Source organism: Silvibacterium bohemicum (assembly GCF_001006305.1).
GTDB lineage: Bacteria > Acidobacteriota > Terriglobia > Terriglobales > Acidobacteriaceae > Silvibacterium > Silvibacterium bohemicum.
In genome coordinates, this window is the sequence record NZ_LBHJ01000012.1 from 865,187 (window position 1) to 883,337 (window position 18,151).

Annotated in this window: 16 protein-coding genes; 9 read left to right on the top strand and 7 right to left on the bottom strand. The window is 60.7% G+C overall.

Features of this window, described 5'->3' with window-relative positions; genetic code table 11:
- Positions 1–28 precede the first annotated feature (28 nt).
- Positions 29–2,020 (bottom strand): ArnT family glycosyltransferase, encoded by a 1,992-nt coding sequence (locus XX99_RS19875; protein ID WP_050061083.1) that lies wholly within the window; start codon positions 2,018–2,020, stop codon positions 29–31.
- Between XX99_RS19875 and XX99_RS19880 the strand changes: the two genes are divergently transcribed.
- Positions 2,020–3,093, top strand: a complete 1,074-nt coding sequence (locus XX99_RS19880) for a CHAD domain-containing protein (protein WP_050061084.1) — start codon at positions 2,020–2,022, stop codon at positions 3,091–3,093. The two genes, XX99_RS19875 and XX99_RS19880, sit on opposite strands and share 1 nt — an antisense overlap.
- A 110-nt stretch (positions 3,094–3,203) precedes the next feature.
- Positions 3,204–4,733, top strand: a complete 1,530-nt coding sequence (ppx, locus tag XX99_RS19885) for an exopolyphosphatase (RefSeq protein ID WP_050061085.1) — start codon at positions 3,204–3,206, stop codon at positions 4,731–4,733.
- Here the strand turns inward: ppx and sixA are convergent.
- From sixA to ppk1, 6 genes are all read right to left on the bottom strand, one after another.
- Entirely contained in the window at positions 4,685–5,206 is a 522-nt protein-coding gene (gene sixA, locus XX99_RS19890) for a phosphohistidine phosphatase SixA (RefSeq protein ID WP_050061086.1), read from the bottom strand. The two genes, ppx and sixA, sit on opposite strands and share 49 nt — an antisense overlap.
- Before the next feature lie 130 nt (positions 5,207–5,336).
- Positions 5,337–5,546, bottom strand: a complete 210-nt coding sequence (locus XX99_RS19895; protein ID WP_050061087.1) for a hypothetical protein — start codon at positions 5,544–5,546, stop codon at positions 5,337–5,339.
- Positions 5,539–6,264 carry a class I SAM-dependent methyltransferase gene (locus XX99_RS19900; protein WP_050061088.1) on the bottom strand — a complete coding sequence of 242 codons (726 nt, stop codon included), beginning with the start codon at positions 6,262–6,264 and terminating at the stop codon, positions 5,539–5,541. The genes XX99_RS19895 and XX99_RS19900 overlap by 8 nt, the downstream gene beginning before the upstream one ends.
- On the bottom strand, positions 6,264–7,250 hold the full coding sequence (locus XX99_RS19905) for a hypothetical protein (RefSeq protein ID WP_156186083.1): 987 nt from the start codon (positions 7,248–7,250) through the stop codon (positions 6,264–6,266). The genes XX99_RS19900 and XX99_RS19905 overlap by 1 nt, the downstream gene beginning before the upstream one ends.
- Before the next feature lie 205 nt (positions 7,251–7,455).
- Complete coding sequence (locus XX99_RS19910; RefSeq protein WP_050061090.1) at positions 7,456–7,791, bottom strand: hypothetical protein; 336 nt, start codon at positions 7,789–7,791, stop codon at positions 7,456–7,458.
- A 324-nt stretch (positions 7,792–8,115) separates the two neighbouring features.
- Positions 8,116–10,293: a polyphosphate kinase 1 gene (gene ppk1 / locus XX99_RS19915; protein WP_082125738.1), complete on the bottom strand. Its 2,178-nt coding sequence runs from the start codon at positions 10,291–10,293 to the stop codon at positions 8,116–8,118.
- A gap of 213 nt (positions 10,294–10,506) precedes the next feature.
- On the opposite strand from ppk1, the gene XX99_RS19920 reads away from it, so the two are divergent.
- The 7 genes from XX99_RS19920 to XX99_RS19950 all read left to right on the top strand — a co-directional run bounded on the left by XX99_RS19920 (position 10,507) and on the right by XX99_RS19950 (position 18,034).
- Complete coding sequence (locus tag XX99_RS19920) at positions 10,507–11,112, top strand: hypothetical protein (RefSeq protein ID WP_050061091.1); 606 nt, start codon at positions 10,507–10,509, stop codon at positions 11,110–11,112.
- 263 nt (positions 11,113–11,375) lie between these two features.
- A complete protein-coding gene (locus XX99_RS19925) occupies positions 11,376–12,851 on the top strand; it encodes a TolC family protein (protein ID WP_050061092.1) in 1,476 nt (491 codons plus the stop codon).
- A 2-nt stretch (positions 12,852–12,853) separates the two neighbouring features.
- On the top strand, positions 12,854–14,095 hold the full coding sequence (locus tag XX99_RS19930) for an HlyD family secretion protein (protein WP_050061093.1): 1,242 nt from the start codon (positions 12,854–12,856) through the stop codon (positions 14,093–14,095).
- Positions 14,096–14,289: 194 nt separating this feature from the next.
- On the top strand, positions 14,290–14,892 hold the full coding sequence (locus XX99_RS19935) for a Dps family protein (protein ID WP_050061094.1): 603 nt from the start codon (positions 14,290–14,292) through the stop codon (positions 14,890–14,892).
- Between the two features lie 151 nt (positions 14,893–15,043).
- Positions 15,044–16,003: a VTT domain-containing protein gene (locus XX99_RS19940; protein ID WP_050061095.1), complete on the top strand. Its 960-nt coding sequence runs from the start codon at positions 15,044–15,046 to the stop codon at positions 16,001–16,003.
- Between the two features lie 82 nt (positions 16,004–16,085).
- Entirely contained in the window at positions 16,086–16,319 is a 234-nt protein-coding gene (locus XX99_RS19945; RefSeq protein WP_050061096.1) for a hypothetical protein, read from the top strand.
- A gap of 137 nt (positions 16,320–16,456) precedes the next feature.
- The gene (locus XX99_RS19950; RefSeq protein ID WP_050061097.1) at positions 16,457–18,034 is read left to right on the top strand and encodes a UbiD family decarboxylase; all 1,578 of its coding nucleotides are present in this window, start codon (positions 16,457–16,459) and stop codon (positions 18,032–18,034) included.
- Positions 18,035–18,151: the final 117 nt, after the last annotated feature.

The following is an 18,151-nucleotide window of genomic DNA, read 5'->3' on the forward strand; positions in this document are numbered from 1 at the left end:
CCACACCCTAAACCCTGATCCCTACACCCTATCTATCCGTGTAGAGCATCTTGTCTGAGAGCTCCTGCAGCGGATAGAGCTTGGCTCCGAGCATCTGCTCGACGTGCTGGCGGGAGTCTCCCGGAACGAAGAGGAACTTGCGCGGTCCGCTACCCCACTTCGCGAGCAGGTCGGCGTCGTCGAGGAAGATATGCGGCGCGTCGGGATAATCCGACCCCCAGATCATCGAAGATCCGAAATGGTTTTCGAAGTACGACGATTGCCCATGCACCAGCAGCGGCCGCCGATGGGTGTAAAAGATTATGGACGAAGCGTCGGCCTGGTCGCCGTAGATTAGCAGCTGGTCGTCGGGCTGGGCGATGCGATTGATGGTATCCGCCATGGCTTTCGAAGAGAGCATCGGCTCGAAGCGCACGAAGGCGATATGCGCCGCGATCAGGAAGAGCGCGGAGGTAAAGGCCACGGTCGCGGTGGATTCAAAACCGGCTCCGCGGCGGCGCAGCACCCATGCGGCCAGCGGTCCCAGCAGCAGAGTCACCGCGGCCAGAGCGGCGGGCAGGCGCAGGGCCGCGAACGATGGTCCAGTGAGATCGAAGAGGTGCGAGGTCGCCAGCGAATAGTCGCCCACTCCGCGATGCGCCAGCAGCGTGCCGATGTCGGCGACGAAGGGCAGCTGCCGCGAAGCCCAGAGGCCGTATCCCAGCGCCACTGCCGCCAGCACGCCTACGATGGCAAAGAGCGCGTGCGCCGTGGTCAGCCAACGGCTCGAAGCATTGATCCAGCGCGCGTTGCCTTCCGGGGCTTCTTCGATGGAGGCCAGTGAGCCGGCGATCAAGAGGAGCACGGCAAACCATGCCGGCCAGGTGTAATATTCCTGATTGGTCGAGATAGCGAAGAAAATCAGGATGAACCCGGCATACAGACTCAGCAGCAGCCCGGTGCGGGCGCGGAAGCGCAGCCGCGAGGCCAGCGTCGAAGCGTCGTAGGCGGTCAGCTTGGGATCGAGAAACTGAATGGTGTTGGTGGCGTCATAGCGCAGGTCGGAGAAGAAGACCCGCCGGTTGCGCCAGGCTCGCATCAGGGCCGCAGGCAGGAACAGGCTCCAGGGAAAGAGCCAGACCAGCTGGCCCAGCCAGTAAGCGATCCACGACTGCTTGTTGTAGTCGTGGGGATAGCGCTTGCCCAGGAAGCGCAGGAAGTGTTCGTTGAAGAAGTAGAAGTAAAGGAAGCCGTGGACGTGGCCCGGGGAAGGCACATTGCCCACCGGGTTGCCGTGGTCCGGATTGCGGAGTGCAGCCAGCACATGCCACGGAGCAGCGACGGCCAGGAACAGCAGCAGTCCGGTGAAGAGACGCATTTGCCGCCACCGCCGCCACTCCCCGGTGACGACGAGATAAGGGATGACTGCGGCAAGAAAGAACACCGGCGCGATCAGGCCCTTGGCCAGGACGGCGATTGCCAGGGCAGCATAGGCCAGGTAAAACCGCGACGGCTTGCGGTCCTCCAATCCCGTGAGAAAGCCGAACAGCGCCAGCGCGATAAAGAAGGTCAGCAGCGATTCGGGGATGAAAAAGCGGGTCCAGAGGAAGGCTCCGATCGAGGTGAGAATCGCCAGCGCCGCGTAAAACGCTGCACGTTCGCCGTAAGCGCGCCGCGCCCACACCCAGGCCAGCACGGCGCAGGCCAGCACCGCCAGCGAAATGGGGAGGTGGGTGGCGAAGACGTTGTATCCGAAGAGATGGTAATCGACGGCGGCCAGCCAATAAGGCAGCGGAGGCTTCTCAAGATAGCGGATGCCGTTCACATAAAGCGTGACCCAGTCGCCGCTCATGGCCATGTGCTGGGCCGCATTGGCGTGGGTTGCGTCGGCGTCGTCCAGCAGCGCGGGCGTAAAAAGCGCTACGAAATGCACGGCGAGGAAGACCAGCAGCAGAAGGGTCCAGCTCTTCGCCGGCGACGAATACAGGGAAGGCCTTTCGCCATTCACCGCAATCTGATTGGATGGATGAGGTGTTGTCATTGAAGTCATTTCAGCCAAAGACTCAGGATATCAGCCGGACCACGCCGGCTGGGCAACGGCGCGTGAATCCGGAAGCGGGTCATCTGGCGCAATTGACCGCCAAGTTGAGGCAAAATCTCGGCCATTGCGTTCGGCCGGAGGGCTCCGGAGCAAAGAATTATCAGCCCAGCGTCGATGCGGTTCACGATGTCCGCACCGGAACGCGCCGCATCGAGGCCATTTTGGATTCCATTCAACGTTCGATGCCGGGCGGTCCCTTCGCAGCCGAGGCCGAATCTGTCGAAGCAACTCTGGCTGAGGCGATAGCCCGCTGGCGGCGGCTGCTCAAGAAGATACGCCGCTCGGCGGGAGCGGTTCGCGACCTCGATGTTCATCGCGATCTGCTCGCCGATCTGATGAAATCCGCGGCAAAAGACGGCGCGAATTCCATTCGGGACGGGCAGATCTCCGGCGAAGCAGGCTCTCACGTCGCTGCCCGGACCCCTTTGCAGAAACAAGTGGAGGATCTCGATGCCTGGCTCAAGCACAGCCGGCAGGATCATTCGCAACCCCTGGTCGACGGCGCGCGGAAATGGGCGTCTAAGCTGGACGCGAACCTGCTGGCCGTAACTGAGGCACTGCAGAAGCAACCGGCGCGGCGCGCGGCTAGAAGCGCGGCCATCTCCGCTCTCGAAGCCTTTGCTCGGCTATCGAGCGAGATGCAGCAGCTTCACGCCGAGAACCTTCATGATTTTCGCAAGGGGGCAAAAAAAGCCCGCTACATGGCCGAGACCGGCGCCGATGACCAGCACGCCGAAGCTGTAGGAAAGGCGCTCAAGAAGCTTCAGGATGAGATCGGCGATTGGCACGATTGGCTGGTGCTCGCCGAAGAGGCGCACAGCGCTCTCGGCGATCAGGGGATGGAGCTCACTGCCCGCATCGAGCACGAGCGTGAACTCCATTACACGTCGGCTATGAAAACGGCGGAGCGCATGCGCGGACGGCTGATGGGCGAGTGGCATGCTTCGGCTTCGGGCCGTCGTCGAATATCGAAACCGCACCCGTCGTCCCATACCTCCCCCACCGCTTCTTAGCTCCCGATTGCCCGTGGAATTATGGCTCGGATACCGGCTGGCATCCACATTTCCGTCACCCTCCTCGTGTATCTTCCTTTAAGAAACATTCCGAAGGCGCACCGCCAAAGATGCAGACATTTGCCGCCATCGATATCGGCTCGAACTCCTGCCGGCTCAAAATCGCTCGTGTAGTCCAGCACCGCTTGCGCGTGGTGCATGAGGACCGCGAGGTCACGCGCCTGGGTGGAAGCGTCTTCGAAACGGGGCTGGTCTCGCCCGAGTCGATGGCCGCCACGCTGAGCGCGCTGAAGCGCTTCTACAAGGCTGTTCAGATTCACGGAGCCGACCAGGTTCGCGCCGTCGCGACCGCCGCCATGCGCGATGCCCGCAACGGCCGCGCCTTCCTGGCCTGGGTGCGGGACGAGACCGGCTGGGACGTGGAGATCATCTCCGGCCTCGAAGAAGGGCGGCTGATTCATCGCGGCGTGATGAGCAACGAGCCGGGAACCTCAGGCCGCTGCATCCTCATCGACGTGGGCGGCGGAAGCTGCGAGATTTCGCTCTCCGATCGCAAGCGCATCCGCGAGACGGTCAGCCTGCCGCTGGGAGCGGTGCGACTGACGGAGGAATTCTTAAAGACCGATCCTCCGACCAAGGAAGAGATCGCCCGGATGAAGCAGTTCATCTCCCGCGAGCTGCGCAAAGCAGCGCGGCGGATTCATGCGGAGCGCATTTCGCTGGTCATCGCGACCTCCGGCACCGCTGCTGCGCTCTCCGAGGCCAGCAAGGTCATCAACCGCGTGCGGCCGACGAAGAAGGAATACATCGCGCCGTCACAGGATGTCCGCCGGCTGGCCGACAAGCTGACCAAGATGAACAATGAGACGCGCAGCGGAGTGGCCGGCATCGGCCCGCGCCGCTCGGAGATTATCGTGGCCGGCGCTCATGTCTATGCGCAGCTACTCGATCACTTCTCGCTGCCCGGCTTCCGCTACTCCGACATGGGCTTGCGCGACGGCATCCTGTCCCAGATGCTGGCCGAGCAGGATGCGCGCACTACGGCTCACCAGCAGTACGAGCGCGACCGCTGGGAGGGAGTGCTCGAAACCTGCCGGCGCTACGGTGTCGATCCGCGACAGGCCGAGCCCGTCCGGTTGCATGCTGCACAGCTCTTCCATGATTTAGCCGCCATTCATGAGCTGCCTGCCGAGTACCAGACCTGGCTGGAGTCTGCGGCGATGCTGCGCGACATCGGCAAGTTCATGAACTACCAGGGGCATCACCGGCACGCGCAATACATCATCGCCAACTCCGAAATCTTCGGCTTCACGGCGACGCAACGGGTGGTCACCTCGGCCATCGCACGCTACATCGGCAAGAGCCGTCCCGAGGCGGAGGGACGCACCATGCGGCAGGTGCCTCCGGAAGAGCATGAGAATGTGAAGCGGGCGGTGGTTCTGTTGCGGCTGGCGGTGGCGCTCAACCAGGACCGCGCCAGCGACGTGCTGCGCGTCCGGGTGCGCACCTATCCCAAGCGGGTATTGCTTGAACTCAGCCCTGGACGCACCGGCGCGGAGCTGGAACTCTGGTCGCTTCGTAAAGAGGCGGACTACTTCCGCGAGGTCTTCCGGCGGGAGCTCTTCGTAACGCTGGCATAGGCGCCGCGCAGGATGCGCGGATCGACCAGCCAGTGCAGCGTGCCCGGCCGGCGCGTGCATTCCACCCTGGCGACGGCGCCTTTCCGCAGGCGGATATTGATCTTGGGTCCCAGCAGCGATGAGAGCAGCACCGGCAGATTGGGGTTATGCCCCACGACCAGCACGTTTTCATGTCCGTTGAGGCTGCTCACCAGCGCTTCGAAGTCCTTCACAGTCGCGCTGGGGGAGAGCGATTCCGAAATCTGGATATGTCCGTCATAGCCGGTCTCCGTGCCCACGAAAGAGGCAGTTTGCAGAGCCCGCTTCAAAGGGCTGGAGATGACCAGGTCAAATTGCACGTGCAACGCGTTGAGATAATTGCCGACCAGAATGCACTGCTGCTTGCCTTCTTTGTCGAGCGGCCTTTTGGCATCAATGACTGGGTTCAACCGGCGTATGCCGGCGCTTGCGTGGCGAAGAACATAGATATTCACGAGAATGTTTCCGTCGGTTGGAGGGTAGTCAGGGGACCTCGAGAAACGGGGTCAATCAACTCTGTTCACGTGATTGTAACAATTGAGCGACGGAAAGAGTGTGAATTTCGACGCGAGGGGACGAAAAGAATCAGTAAGTTGCTGGCTCAGGAACGGGAAACGGCCCCGGAGGCAAAACAGGATCGGGATCTGGCTCGGGGCTGGGCAGCGGGTCGCGATCGGGATTCGGGGCGGGAATGGGGCCGGGGTCGATGCTCGGACCGGTGCCCGGCTCAATTCCCGGAATCGTGCCGGGCACAGCGCCAAAGAGCCAGCCAAGGACGCCGTGTTGTTTAACCACGCTTGAAGTGAAAGCTTCTGTCATTCTTCAATGGGAGACCGTCAGCCTCGGATCGGTTGCCTTGAGAGCGCGTCGAGCCATTCGCAGGCCCGATGAAAATCCAGGATTCGCTGAACAGCAGCCCTCCCAGCCACTCCTTGCGATCATCCAGCGAAAACCCTGCTGCTCGCAGCACATCGCCATGGCGCGGCAGGCGCTGGATCTCAAGCCCGGTGAGGACGCCGAATGCCGCGTAGAGGACAGAAACGATCACGCGAGCCGGAAGCGCGGCGAGTCCCGGGGGAATCGCGAAATCGGAGACGATCCACATCGCGCCGGAGAGCAGGTGCGGACGAATCCGCTCGGTCAGCGCGGCCGTTTCTTCCGTGGTGAGGCAGTCGAGGAAGAAGTGAGTCGCCACGAGATCGTATCGTCCTGACGGCGAGAATGCGCGGGCATCGGTGCAACGAACCGCGAGCCTCTGGCCAGCGCCAGCAGCGCGCTTTTCGAGGAGCTGCAGCATGGCGCGGCTGGAGTCTACCGCTTCGGCCGTGAGCTGCTTATTTTCCCGGAGCAGCCGGGCCAAGAATCGTCCGTCGCCATCGCCGATAACCAGCGCGTGCCGGCGCTTCGCTGCATCGCCGAGCCGGTAAAATCGGCACCGCTTCAGCATCGGGCCGAAGGATAGGTATTCCATCCAACGGTAGGCGCGTGCGATGCGATCGAAGTTGGCAGCCATCAGCGCAGGACGAAGACAAACAGCAAAGGCGTCAACATGGCGGCATCGGCTGCGATGCGAAGATGAAATGCGCTCAAGGGCGCGCGCGCCTGCCAGTAGTCGAGAGCCGCGAGGATGCCCGCTGTGAGTGCTGACGCCAGAAAGATCGCGGAAACGGGCACAGGAAGCCTTGCCGCAACGCCGAGGGCCGCGGCTAACGCGGCGATGACAGCCGCTCCACCATTCAGCATCTGAAAATGCCTCTGCGCCCAGAGAGTCGTGCGATGCGGAACGGCGTCGCTGGAGACAGTGGCCTCTCTTTTTAGCCGCACCTGACCGCGCTCCCACTTTTCAATGGCCACGCAATTAAGCCAGCACAGCCCGGCGAACAACGCGACGGTTGTGATCAGGAGCGTACCCGAGGGGGAACTGCCACCCGGCAATCGAGCCCAGGCAGGAACCGCCGTGGCAGCGGCGAAGACCACGCCGACTGCCAGCTCCTTGGGCAGCCAACGCTCCGCGCGCGGTCCATACAGATGGATCACGCAGAAATAGAGGAGAGCGATGCTGAAGATCGCAACGTCCTCGTAGCGGGCTGCCGAATTCATGCGGGTGAGGATGAGCCAGAGAAGCAGCAGCCCCACAGGAACGGCGGCCAGAAGAAATGCGCTGCGATGGCGCGCGTAGAAGAAGTGGCGCTCACGCAGACCGGAGGCATTGACTGCATTGACCGAATCGCGCGACAGGCCGTTGGGAATGGCCAATCCGTTGGGAATTGAAAGTCCGTCGAGAAGGCGGTCGGCGACATACACCAGCCACGTTCCCAGCGCCAGCAGCAGAGGAGCGCTCCAGGGGAGATGAATTGCCAACGCCCGGGCGATGCTCCACGACCACAGTGCTGCAACCGTCGGCGCATCGAGAGACAGCAGGTGCCACCATCGCGGCAACGTATCTAGACCAAGACCGCGCCGGACGGGCGCGGCGACAGAAGGCGGTGCAAGAGCCACACTTCGATTCTATGCTGTACCTAACAAGCTTTCTCATTTCTCCCGGGTGGCAGCACCTCATCGATCTTCGTAATCTGAGTCGCGTATGTCCACTGGATTGCCGAGCGCGCTATTGGAATGAGGCTCAATCCCGTTGAACCAGATATCCCAGACTGGAGAACGCTCCGAGCACGCGTGAATGTAAGTGCCCTTACTGAGACGCAAGCTATTTATGAAGCCAGAGAGGGAGATGTGCGGTTGCATGCCCTATCGTCAATCCCGCGAAGACAGACAGGAGCATGCAAAATAAGGCCTCACCGGCCATAATATTCAAGTGCTGCCGCATCCGGTCAAATGCGCGCTCATCTTCCTGTTTAGCGTTCTTCTCCAGGAGAAAAGAGGTTTTGGTAACGGTTCGGAGGCTGGTCCACACTCCCCAGAGTGTAATGAAAGGCGGTGCCAAAGCCAGCCAATCAAGAAGCGTAGGGCCGGTTCGAAGGACAGCGGCAATAATCAAAGCAGCTATAAACAAAAACATCCCGCCGACAGCTCGTATGCTCATACCTGAAGTCTCCCGAAGTATTACCATGCGAAGCCCGAGGAGTACGCCAGAGCCTCGCACTTAGTATCCCCATGTTAAGGAACATTATCACGCGCGAATAGGCGAATATTTATGTCGTGCATGGCTTCCCTCAACTTTAGCTCTATGGGATCTACATTGGGGCGCCGGGAAACGAAACAGCGCATAAGGCGGAGGTTGGCATAGAGCCGCCTCACAGACAATAGCCACTAGACATCTGGCAATCTATAGCATGCGAAGTGAACTTGCCTAACTCGTAGGACCGCGGGACATAACTTAAGTTATGTCCCGTTCGCGGAGCCTTAACTAATCGGCCGCTGATTTCTGTTTCGCTGCAGCCTTCTTTACGGGCTTCTCTGCGTGCTTGTGGTGGTTCGCGTGGCCTGCGTCGATCTTGGGGATGTCGTCGATCGAAGCCTTGTTCTCCGCCACCTGCATGAAGAAATCCTGCGAGCTGAAGACGGGCAGGTCCTTCTTTGTGTCACGCACGCGATGGTAAACGCCTTCGCCGTCCAGCCAGCGTGCCTTCACGGTGTCGGCCAGGTATGCGGCGAGAATTTCGTTGCGTATGCGTCCGCAGATCTGCGCGTCGCGGATGGGGAAGACCACCTCGCAGCGTTCGAAGAGATTGCGTGGCATCCAATCGGCGCTGCCACAGTAGAACTCTTCCTTGCCGCCATTTTCGAAGTAGAAGATGCGGCTGTGTTCAAGGAAGCGACCGATGATCGAGATCATCCGGATGTTCTCGCTGAGTCCCGGGACGCCGGGGCGCAGCGAGCAGATGCCGCGTACGATCAGATCGATCTGCACGCCTGCCTTCGAGGCGTCGTAGAGCGCCTGAATCACGCTCGGTTCGAGCAGCGAGTTCATCTTGGCGATGATCCGCGCGGGACGACCAGCGGCAGCGTGCTCCATCTCGCGATGGATGAGAGTAATAAAGCCTTGGGCCAGCGTCAGAGGCGCCATGAGCAGCGGCGTGTAATCGTCCGACTCGGAGTGTGCGGTCAGATAGTTGAAGACCGCTCCCATGCTCGCGGTGATGGCCGCATCCGAGGTCAGCATGCTGAGATCGGTATAGAAGCGTGCGGTCTGGGGATTGTAGTTGCCGGTTCCCAGATGCCCGTAGCGGCGCACCACTCCGTCGTGATCGCGGCGGACCAGAAGCGCCAGCTTGCAATGTGTCTTCAGGCCCACAATGCCGTGGAAGACCTGCACGCCGGCATCTTCGAGATCACGCGCCCAGCGGATATTCGAAGCCTCGTCGAAGCGTGCAGTCAGCTCGACGACGACCGTCACTTCCTTGCTCTGCGCGGCTTCGGTGAGCGCCTGGAAGATCGGCGAGTCGGAGCTGGTGCGATAGAGCGTCTGCTTGATCGAGACTACGGCAGGGTCTTTCGCGGCAGCCTGGATGAAGCCCACTACGCCGTCATAGGAATCGTAGGGATGGTGCAGCAGGATATCGCGATGACGAAGCTCGTCGAAGAGGTCTTCCGACTTGCGGTTCAAGCGCAGCTCGTGCGGCACGAAGGCGTGGTATTTCAGGTCTGGACGCGATGTGTCGCTGTACAGGTTCATCACTCGCGTCAGGTTCACCGGTCCGTCGGTGCGATAGACCTGCGACTCGTCCAGCTCGAAGTTGATGCGCAGCCGGTCGACGATCTCCGGACTGGCATCCTGTTCGATCTCCAGCCGGACCGCGTCGCCCTTGCGCCGGTTATGCAGCTCCGAGCGCACGGTCTCGAGCAGGTTGCGCGACTCTTCTTCCTGGAAATAAAGATTGCTGTTGCGCGTGACGCGGAACGCGGCTTTGGAGAGGATTTCATAGCCGCGATACATTCCCGCTGCGTTGCGTTCGATCAGATCGTGCAGAAAAATGAAGTCGTGCGTGCCGGAAGCCGACGGTAGAGGCACCAAGCGGGGCAAGGCACGGGGAACGGTCACCACTCCCATCACCGGGCCGGCCGCGCTCTTGCGCTTGCTGCGCAGCAGCAGCGCGATGCACAGCGCCTTATTCAGAACACGCGGGAACGGATGGCGCGGATCGATGGTGATCGGGGTCAGCAGCGGGTCGGCCTCGCGCTGATAGAAATCTTTTGCAGCTTTGCGGGCGGCCTCATCCATCTCATCCCAGCCCAGTACGCGCACGCCGGCCTTGCGCAGCGCCGGCTGCAGCTGCTGGTTCCAGCAACGCCCCTGCTCGGCGACGAAATCATGGATGTTCTCGGTAATTGCCGCCAGAGACTGCTCCGGAGTCATGCCGTCGGGGCTGGACTCTGTGTAGCCATCTTCGATGCGCTGCAGGATGCTGGCTACGCGAATCTCGACAAACTCGTCAAGGTTGCTGGCGGTGATGGCCAGGAACTTCACCCGCTCGAGCAGGGGATTCGTATCGTCCTGCGCTTCTTCCAATACCCGCCGGTTGAAGCTGAGCCAGGACTCATCCCGGCCGAAGAAAAGGTGTTGCTTATCTTGTGATTTAGCCATAATCGATACCGGGCGATAGCCCGCAGTCTACACAAAATGCTATACACCAAGCTTTCGCACCCGCTGATGAATAGCGAGCGAAAAGATAGTTGCGACTCATCTCGCGCCGCTTCTGAAGCTTCCGGACCCCGAAATCTCCACGCCCAGGCGGCGGCGGTTGACTCCCCCCACCCTGTGCGCGAGGATAGTAGATACACCTACGGAGGTTGATCCATGACCGATAACGCCGCCATTGTAGACAACGATTGTTCGGGCGAGGGTTTAGTACGGGCGCAGGATGCCGCCCTTGAGCTTTATCAGGTAGCTGCTCTTTTGCTGGGCAGCGAGGCCGACGCCCTGAACCTGGTCGAGAAGACCGTCTCCCAGGTGGAAATCGATCCTTGCGCCCAGGCTGAAGTCGCGGCTGGGCAGGTGCGCCGCCAGCTGGTCGGCGCTGCCGTCGCCATGATGAGGCAGAGAAATCCCCAGTCGTTTCTGGCTCCTCCCGCTGCGGATCAGGGGAACGCCACCTGCATCGAGGGAGACGATCTTTCCGCCGCCGGCATCACCCCGGCCGAGCTTTCGGAGCTGATCAACGGCGCAGGACGCGAAGAGATGCGCGCCTGGCTGGGAGAATTGCCCCTGGCGCAGCGTGCCATCTTCGTGCAGCGCGCTGTCCTGGGATGGGACAATGGCGCGACTGCCGAAACTCTTCAGCTGGCCTCGGGAAACGGCTCCGGCTGGCAGCCTTCGCAGGTCGCCGACGTCTTCCGGCAGGCGCTCTGCTCGCTGGCCACTTCCCTGGTGCATTCCGCTGCCGCACAAAAGGTTACTGTCTGATCATTTCCATCGTGAGGCGGATATCGTCATCCGCCTCACATTTCGAATTAGCCACCCCGCCCTGTTTTCCTTCCCCCCTTGCTTTTTGATTTCCTCGACTTTTGATTCTCCTGATACCGTTAGGCGGTAAAACCAAGCGAGCGGCGACTCCCGTGAAGTCAATCTTGGTTATTTCTGAATACTTTCCAGGTTGACCGCATCAAAAGCCAGTACCTTAGTCAGGACGACAACCGGGTTGATCTGCCCCTCTCTGGAGTGTTTCTGTGTTTAAGGCCAACCTTCCGTGCACCGGAAGAACAGTAGTAACGTGGGCGTTAGCAGCCGCTTCGGCCGTTGCGGCAAGTCCCCAGGCAGTCGCTCAGCTAGGCGGAAACTCCAGTGGCGGAGTAGTGCAGCCCGCCGCGCCTATCCAGATCACCCAGCCGCAGATCAATAGCACTACCTACCAGGGCAGCGAAACTACAGACAAGGCTACCGACGGCGTTCTGCAGCTTTCTCTCGATGACGCGATCGCACGCGGTCTCAAACACAATCTTGGTCTTATCCTGACCACCCAGAGCGTGCAAAGCTCGCACGGCTCGCAGCTTGATGAGCTGCAGGCGCTGCTGCCTACGGTGACGGGCAACATCAAGGAGTCGGTGCAGCAGACCGACCTCCAGGCGCTTGGCCTGCGCGGCGCCGGGTTTCCGGCGATCATCGGGCCTTACGGGTACACCGACATCCGCGCCACGCTGAAGTGGTCGCTGCTGGACCTTTCCGCGCTCCAGAACTACCTGGCATCGAAGCATAACTTTGAAGGATCGAAGCTCTCGGCGACCGATGCCCGGGACCTGGTAGTTCTGACCGTGGGAAATGCTTATCTGACCTGCATCGCCGATAAGTCCCGCATCGATTCGGCGCAGGCGCAGGTGGATACTTCGAAGATTTCGCTGGATCAGGCTGTCGCCAATCATCAGGCGGGCACGGCTCCGCTGCTCGATGAGCTGCGCGCGCGGGTCGATTACCAGACGCAGCAACAGACGCTGATCAGCACTACAAATCAATACGAAAAAGACAAGCTGGCGCTGGCTCGCGCCATCGGTCTGCCGCTGGAGCAGAAGTTTACCCTCACCGATCAGGCTCCCTATGCGCCGCTCGACAATCTGAGCGCCGATGACGCGGTCAAGCAGGCGCTCGGTGCGCGCAGCGATCTGAAGGCTCTGCAAGAGCAGGTAAACGCGGCGGAGCACGCGCGCAAGGCGGCCACCGACGAACGGCTGCCCGTCGTCAGCTTTACCGGAGATTACGGCGATATCGGCGTGAATGTGGGACATTCGCATGGCACCTTCGACGCCACCGGCAATCTCGACGTGCCAGTCTTCGAGGAAGCCAAGCTTCGCGGCGACGCCAAGCAGGCGCAATCGCAGCTGGACCAGCAGCGAGCGCGTCTCAGTGACATCCAAGGACAGATAGGCGCCGATGTGCGCGACAGCATCCTCGATATTCAGTCCGCGGCGAAGCAGGTGGAAGTTTCTCGCAGCAATGTCGAACTGGCGAAGGAAGCGTTGAGCGAGGCGCAGCAGCGCTATCAGGCAGGCGTATCGGATAACCTCGCCGTGTCCCAGGCGCTGCAGGCGATGGCTCAGGCCGACGATCAGTATGTGAGCAGCCTTTATCAGCACAATGTTGCAAAGCTCTCCCTGGCGCGTGCGCTGGGAGTAGCGGATCAGAAGTACCAGGTTTATGTGGGAGGGAAGTAACGGTGGCCGACGAAAAGCCGGAGCAGCAAAACGACAATAATAAGCAGCGAGACGAGCGGCCGGAGCCGCCGCCACAGAAGTCGCGGCGCAGGTTCATCGTTATTGGTGTGGTCGCGGTCCTGGTGGTGGGAGCCGTCCTTTTCTGGTGGCATTCCACTTACTACGAGGACACGGACGACGCCCAGGTCAACGGTCATCTCATCCAGATCAGCGCGCGTATCACCGGACACGTGGTGAAGCTGAACGTGGATGAGAACCAGTATGTCGACGCCGGCACGGTGCTGGTCGAGGTCGACCCCAAGGACTACGAGGTCGCCGTGCAGCAGGATGAAGCCAACCTGCAGAGCGCGGAAGCTGCGTACGAAGCGGCCAAGGTCAACGTTCCGGTCATCAATATCAACACGGGCAGCACTCTGAGTTCGGCCGGAGCAGACGTCTCCAGCGCCACGGCCACAGTGGCTCAAACGCAGAAGCAGCTCGAAGCGGCGGAGGCCGGAGTAGCCCAGGCGGAAGCCAATAACACCAAGTCGCAGCTTGACCTGGAGCGTTATATCCCGCTGGTGCAGAAGGACGTTATCTCCAAGCAGCAGTTCGACGCAGCGGTAGCTGCGGCGAATGGCAACAAGGCCGCGCTGGCCCAGTCACAGGCCAATCTGCTGGCTGCGCAGGATGGCGTGCGCATCGCCCGCGACCGGGTTGCGCAGGCTCAGGCCAGCTTCAAGACGGCGCAGACCGCGCCGCAACAGGTGGCTATCCAGAAGGCCAAAGCGGATCAAGCGGCGGCTGAGGTGGAGCAGGTCCGCGCTCAACTCGACCAGGCCAAGCTGAACCTCAGCTACACCAAGATCGTGGCTCCGGTCGCCGGTATCGTGACTCGCAAGAGCGTCGAAATCGGCCAGAACGTGAGCGTCGGGCAGAACATGATGACGCTGGTTTCGCTGGACGATATCTGGATCACGGCCAACTTCAAGGAGACGCAGCTCGATCACATGCGCGCCGGTCAGGCCGTGACCGTGACCGTTGATGCCTACGGCGGCCGCAAATACGATGGCAAGATCTCGCAGATCGGTGGCGCGACCGGCTCCGTTCTGAGCCTCTTTCCGCCGGAAAATGCGACCGGAAATTACGTCAAGGTCGTCCAGCGCATTCCGGTGCGTATCGACCTCACCGATCCGAAGCAAAACTCCGACCATCTGCTGCGTCCCGGCATGTCTGTCGAGCCGAAGGTGCGTGTAAAAAATTAGCGGATATCGGGCTAAATCATAGAAAGCCGAGCCCTTTCCCACGGGAAGGGCCTCGGCTTTTCTGTTGCAATCTCCTTCGCCGGATACATCCTCGTAAGCTGCTGATAGCAGGCTGGTTAATGGCCGACTGGCACGCAGAATTTAATGCCCCTCTCTGCATCCGTCGCGCATCAAAAGACCGAAGGAGATCCCAAATGAGCAACACTGCTTTGAAGGAAACCCCCACCAAGAGCGTCGACCACATCACTCCCCACTGGCGGCAGAACGCCAAAGAAATCCAGAAGTTCGGCACGGTCATCAAGGACCTGCCCATTGGCATCGATGAAAAGGCTCGCCAGCAGATCTGCGAGGCCCTGAATGTACTTCTGGCGGACACGGCGAGCCTTCGCGACCTCTACAAGAAGTCGCACTGGCAGGTAGGCGGGCCGACTTTCTACCAGCTGCATCTTCTGTTCGACAAGCACTTTGAGCAGCAGGTGGAGTTGGTCGACCTGCTGGCGGAGCGCATTCAGATCCTGGGCGGCGTCAGCGTGGCCATGGCTCACGATATCGCCGAGCTCACGCGCCTCAATCGCCCACCGAAGGGACGCGAAGAGGTTCCGGTGCAGATTTCGCGGCTGCTCGAAGCGCATGCGCTCATCCTGAAGGACGCGCGGGTGTGGGCCAAGAAGGCTGCCGACCTGGGCGACGACGGCACCAACGATCTGCTGGTCAGCAATGTCATCCGCACCAACGAAATGCAGGTCTGGTTCGTGAGCGAGCACTTGGTCGATATGCCGCTGGTCTTCGCCCAATAACCATCGAATAACGGGCCGTTTCACTGACGGCTGGGCCGCGAATCCTGCGATTCGCGGCCCTTTTGATTCTGTCGAATCGTTTTCCGGTTGCTCTACATCTTTTCTGTATCCGACAATTGTAGAAAACGTAAGGTAAGTGGGGGCCCCGGCCGTGCCAGTCGCGCTTGATTTCTTCTTAAAATACGGCTATTGGATTCTGTTCCTCTGGGTCATGATCGAGCAGCTGGGAGTGCCTATCCCCAGCGTGCCTCTTCTGCTCACCGCCGGCACGCTCACGGCGACCCATAAGCTCTATCTCCCGCTGGTGCTGGTTTCCATCATGTTCGGGAGCCTGGTCAGCGACAGCCTCTGGTACGTGATGGGCAAGCGCTATGGCGGCGCGGTGGTGAAGCTTCTCTGCCGGCTTTCCATGGAGAGCTCGACCTGCGTCCGCAAAACAGAGAGCTACTTCACGAAGCGCGGTCCGACTGCGCTGCTGCTGGCGAAATTTATCCCCGGACTGGGCAGCGTGGCTGCGCCGATCGCCGGCCAGACGCTGATGCCGTTCAGCTCGTTTTTGCTCTTCGACGCCGCTGGCGTCCTGATCTGGGCTCTTACCTTTGTGCTGGGCGGCCGCTTCTTCGGGGATGTCCTCAAGCGCCATCCCAATGCGCTGAGCTGGGTCGGCCATTTTGCCGTCCTGCTCTTTACCCTGCTTTTGCTGGGGTTTCTGTTCCACCGCTTTATGCGGCAGCGGGCCTTCCTGCGCGAGATTCGCACGGCGCGCGTCGATCCCCACGAGCTGAAGGAGATGCTGGACCGCGGCCAGGAAGTTTATATCGTCGATCTGCGTCACCCGCTCGATTACCTTCCCGATCCGCGGACATTGCCGGGAGCGGTTCTGTTGACGCCGGACAAACTGGTCCTGCAGAGCGACGAGATTCCCCGCGACCGCGACGTGGTTCTCTTCTGCACCTGCCCCAGTGAAGCGACAGCGGCCAAGATGGCCCTGGCCATTCGCAAGCTGGGCATTTACCGGGTGCGGCCTCTGCTGGGTGGCTTCGACGAGTGGAAGCGGCTTGGCTTTCCGCTGGTGGAGATTCCGCCGCAAGCCAGAGAGATGACCGCATAGGCTAGCCCGCATCTTCACCAAACTTTCGGTCCGCAGGGTTACCTAATATGCTAACTTCCTAGGACGACCACTGAGGAGATTCATGGCCTGGGTAGAGACCTATCACTGCGATGTCTGCGGAAAACCGAGGACTGAAGAAGCCACCGACTGGTGGCTGTCCTGGAACGAAGTCACCGAGCCGACTCCGGGGGCTGAATATCAGCCCGTACTCAAGGTCACTCCATGGAACGTGTTTCTCTCCCATGACGCGAAGGTGAAGCACCTCTGCGGTGCACGCTGCGCCCAGACCCATATGGACCGCTGGATGCACAGCTAGTCAGCCGCTGTTCTGAGTGGTGCAGCGGCCGTAGGAGTTTCGGTTTCTCCGGCCGAACAACAGCCGCTCCATCAGCCCCTTCATCGAGAGATAAGATAAAGAGTCGCGCAGGCTGCTCCGCGCGCAGAGGAACCCGTTTGGCATACGAAGACCTGAGAGATTGGATCAAAGCGCTGGACAAGGCGGGCGAACTGAAGCGCATTCGCCAGGAAGTCGATCCCGTTCTGGAGATCGCGGAGATTACCGATCGCGCCTCGAAGGCGGGCAAGAAGAACGGCGTAAAGGGCTATGCGCCGGGCGGTCCCGCGCTGCTCTTTGAGAACGTGAAGGGGTATCCCGGCGCTCGCGTTCTGATGAACCAGTTCGGCAGCGAGCGGCGCATGAAGCTGGCTCTGGGCGTCGATTCGCTGGACGACATTGCCGGGCGCATCCGTGCCTTCATGGAGATCAAATCGCCGGAAGGCTTCCTCGAAAAGTTCAAGATGCTGCCCATGCTGGCCGAGGTGGGGAAGTTCTTCCCGAAGACCATCGCAGCCAAGGATGCGGCATGCAAGGAAGTGATCCATCGCGAGAAGATCAATGTTCTCGATTTTCCCGTTCTGCAGTGCTGGCCGCTCGATGGAGGCCGCTTCATCACGCTGCCTTGCGTGGTCACGCGCGATCCGAAGACGGGCAAGCGCAACATGGGCATGTACCGCATGCAGGTCTATGACGGACAGACCACCGGCATGCACTGGCAGCGCCAGAAGAACGCCGCCGAACATCTGCGCGAGCGGCTGCGCGCCGCGTCAGGATCGACGGCTGCCGAGCATGTGAATGCGATGGCCGCGACCGCCGGCGGCACGACCAGCATCGCTCTGGGCAAGGTGAAAGAAGATCGCATGGAAGTTGCTGTAGCCATCGGCACTGATCCGGCGACGACCTTTTCGGCGATCGTGCCGGCTCCGCCTGAGGTCGAAGAGTTTGTCATCTCCGGATTCCTGCGTCAGAAGCCGGTCGAGCTGGTGAAGTGCGAGACCGTGGATCTCGAAGTTCCGGCGCACGCCGAGATCGTTCTCGAAGGCTACGTGAAGCTCGATGAGCTGCGCACTGAGGGGCCTTTCGGCGACCACACCGGCTTCTACACCATGGAAGAGGAGTATCCGGTCTTCCACATTACCTGCATCACGCACCGCAAAGACCCGGTCTACTCCGCCACTATTGTGGGCAAGCCTCCGATGGAGGACGCGTGGATGGGCAAGGCGGTCGAGCGTATCTTCCTGCCGCTGATGAAGCTCACGCTGCCGGAGATTGTGGACATTAACCTGCCCGTCGAGGGCGTCTTCCACAACCTGATGATCGTGGCGATTCGCAAGAGCTACGCGGGGCAGGCGCGCAAGGTGATGAACGGCATCTGGTCGATGGGGCAGGCCATGTTCACGAAGTGCATCATTGTGGTGGATGAAGACTGCGATGTGCAGGATCTGGGCGAGGTCGTGTTGCGAACCACCAACAACATCGATCCCGAACGCGATACGGCTTTCACTCTGGGGCCGGTCGATTCGCTCGACCACGCCTCACGCCTGCCGAACTACGGCAGCAAGATAGGCATCGACGCCACGCGCAAGTGGGCCGCAGAGGGATTTAACCGACCCTGGCCTCCGATGATCGAGATGGATGCGGGGACCAAAGCTCGGGTGGATGCGATTTGGAAGAAGCTGGGGCTGGAGGACTAGCCGTCCAGGCAATCGCGCTTCGCGTCTTCTCAAACTCTTTGGCCGTCATTCTTGTATCTATGAAGGATCGACAGTTTAGGTAGAGACTGTTGAGGTGGGGGAGCACTTTGTATTGCT

Excerpts from the sequence above, each read along its gene's own strand:
- XX99_RS19945 (WP_050061096.1), top strand. The coding sequence starts at position 16,086 with ATGGCCTGGGTAGAGACCTATCACTGCGATGTCTGCGGAAAACCGAGG.
- XX99_RS19875 (WP_050061083.1), bottom strand. The coding sequence starts at position 2,020 with ATGACAACACCTCATCCATCCAATCAGATTGCGGTGAATGGCGAAAGG.
- XX99_RS19900 (WP_050061088.1), bottom strand. The coding sequence starts at position 6,264 with ATGGCTGCCAACTTCGATCGCATCGCACGCGCCTACCGTTGGATGGAA.
- XX99_RS19935 (WP_050061094.1), top strand. The coding sequence starts at position 14,290 with ATGAGCAACACTGCTTTGAAGGAAACCCCCACCAAGAGCGTCGACCAC.
- XX99_RS19920 (WP_050061091.1), top strand. The coding sequence starts at position 10,507 with ATGACCGATAACGCCGCCATTGTAGACAACGATTGTTCGGGCGAGGGT.
- XX99_RS19910 (WP_050061090.1), bottom strand. The coding sequence starts at position 7,791 with ATGAGCATACGAGCTGTCGGCGGGATGTTTTTGTTTATAGCTGCTTTG.
- ppx (WP_050061085.1), top strand. The coding sequence starts at position 3,204 with ATGCAGACATTTGCCGCCATCGATATCGGCTCGAACTCCTGCCGGCTC.
- ppk1 (WP_082125738.1), bottom strand. The coding sequence starts at position 10,293 with ATGGCTAAATCACAAGATAAGCAACACCTTTTCTTCGGCCGGGATGAG.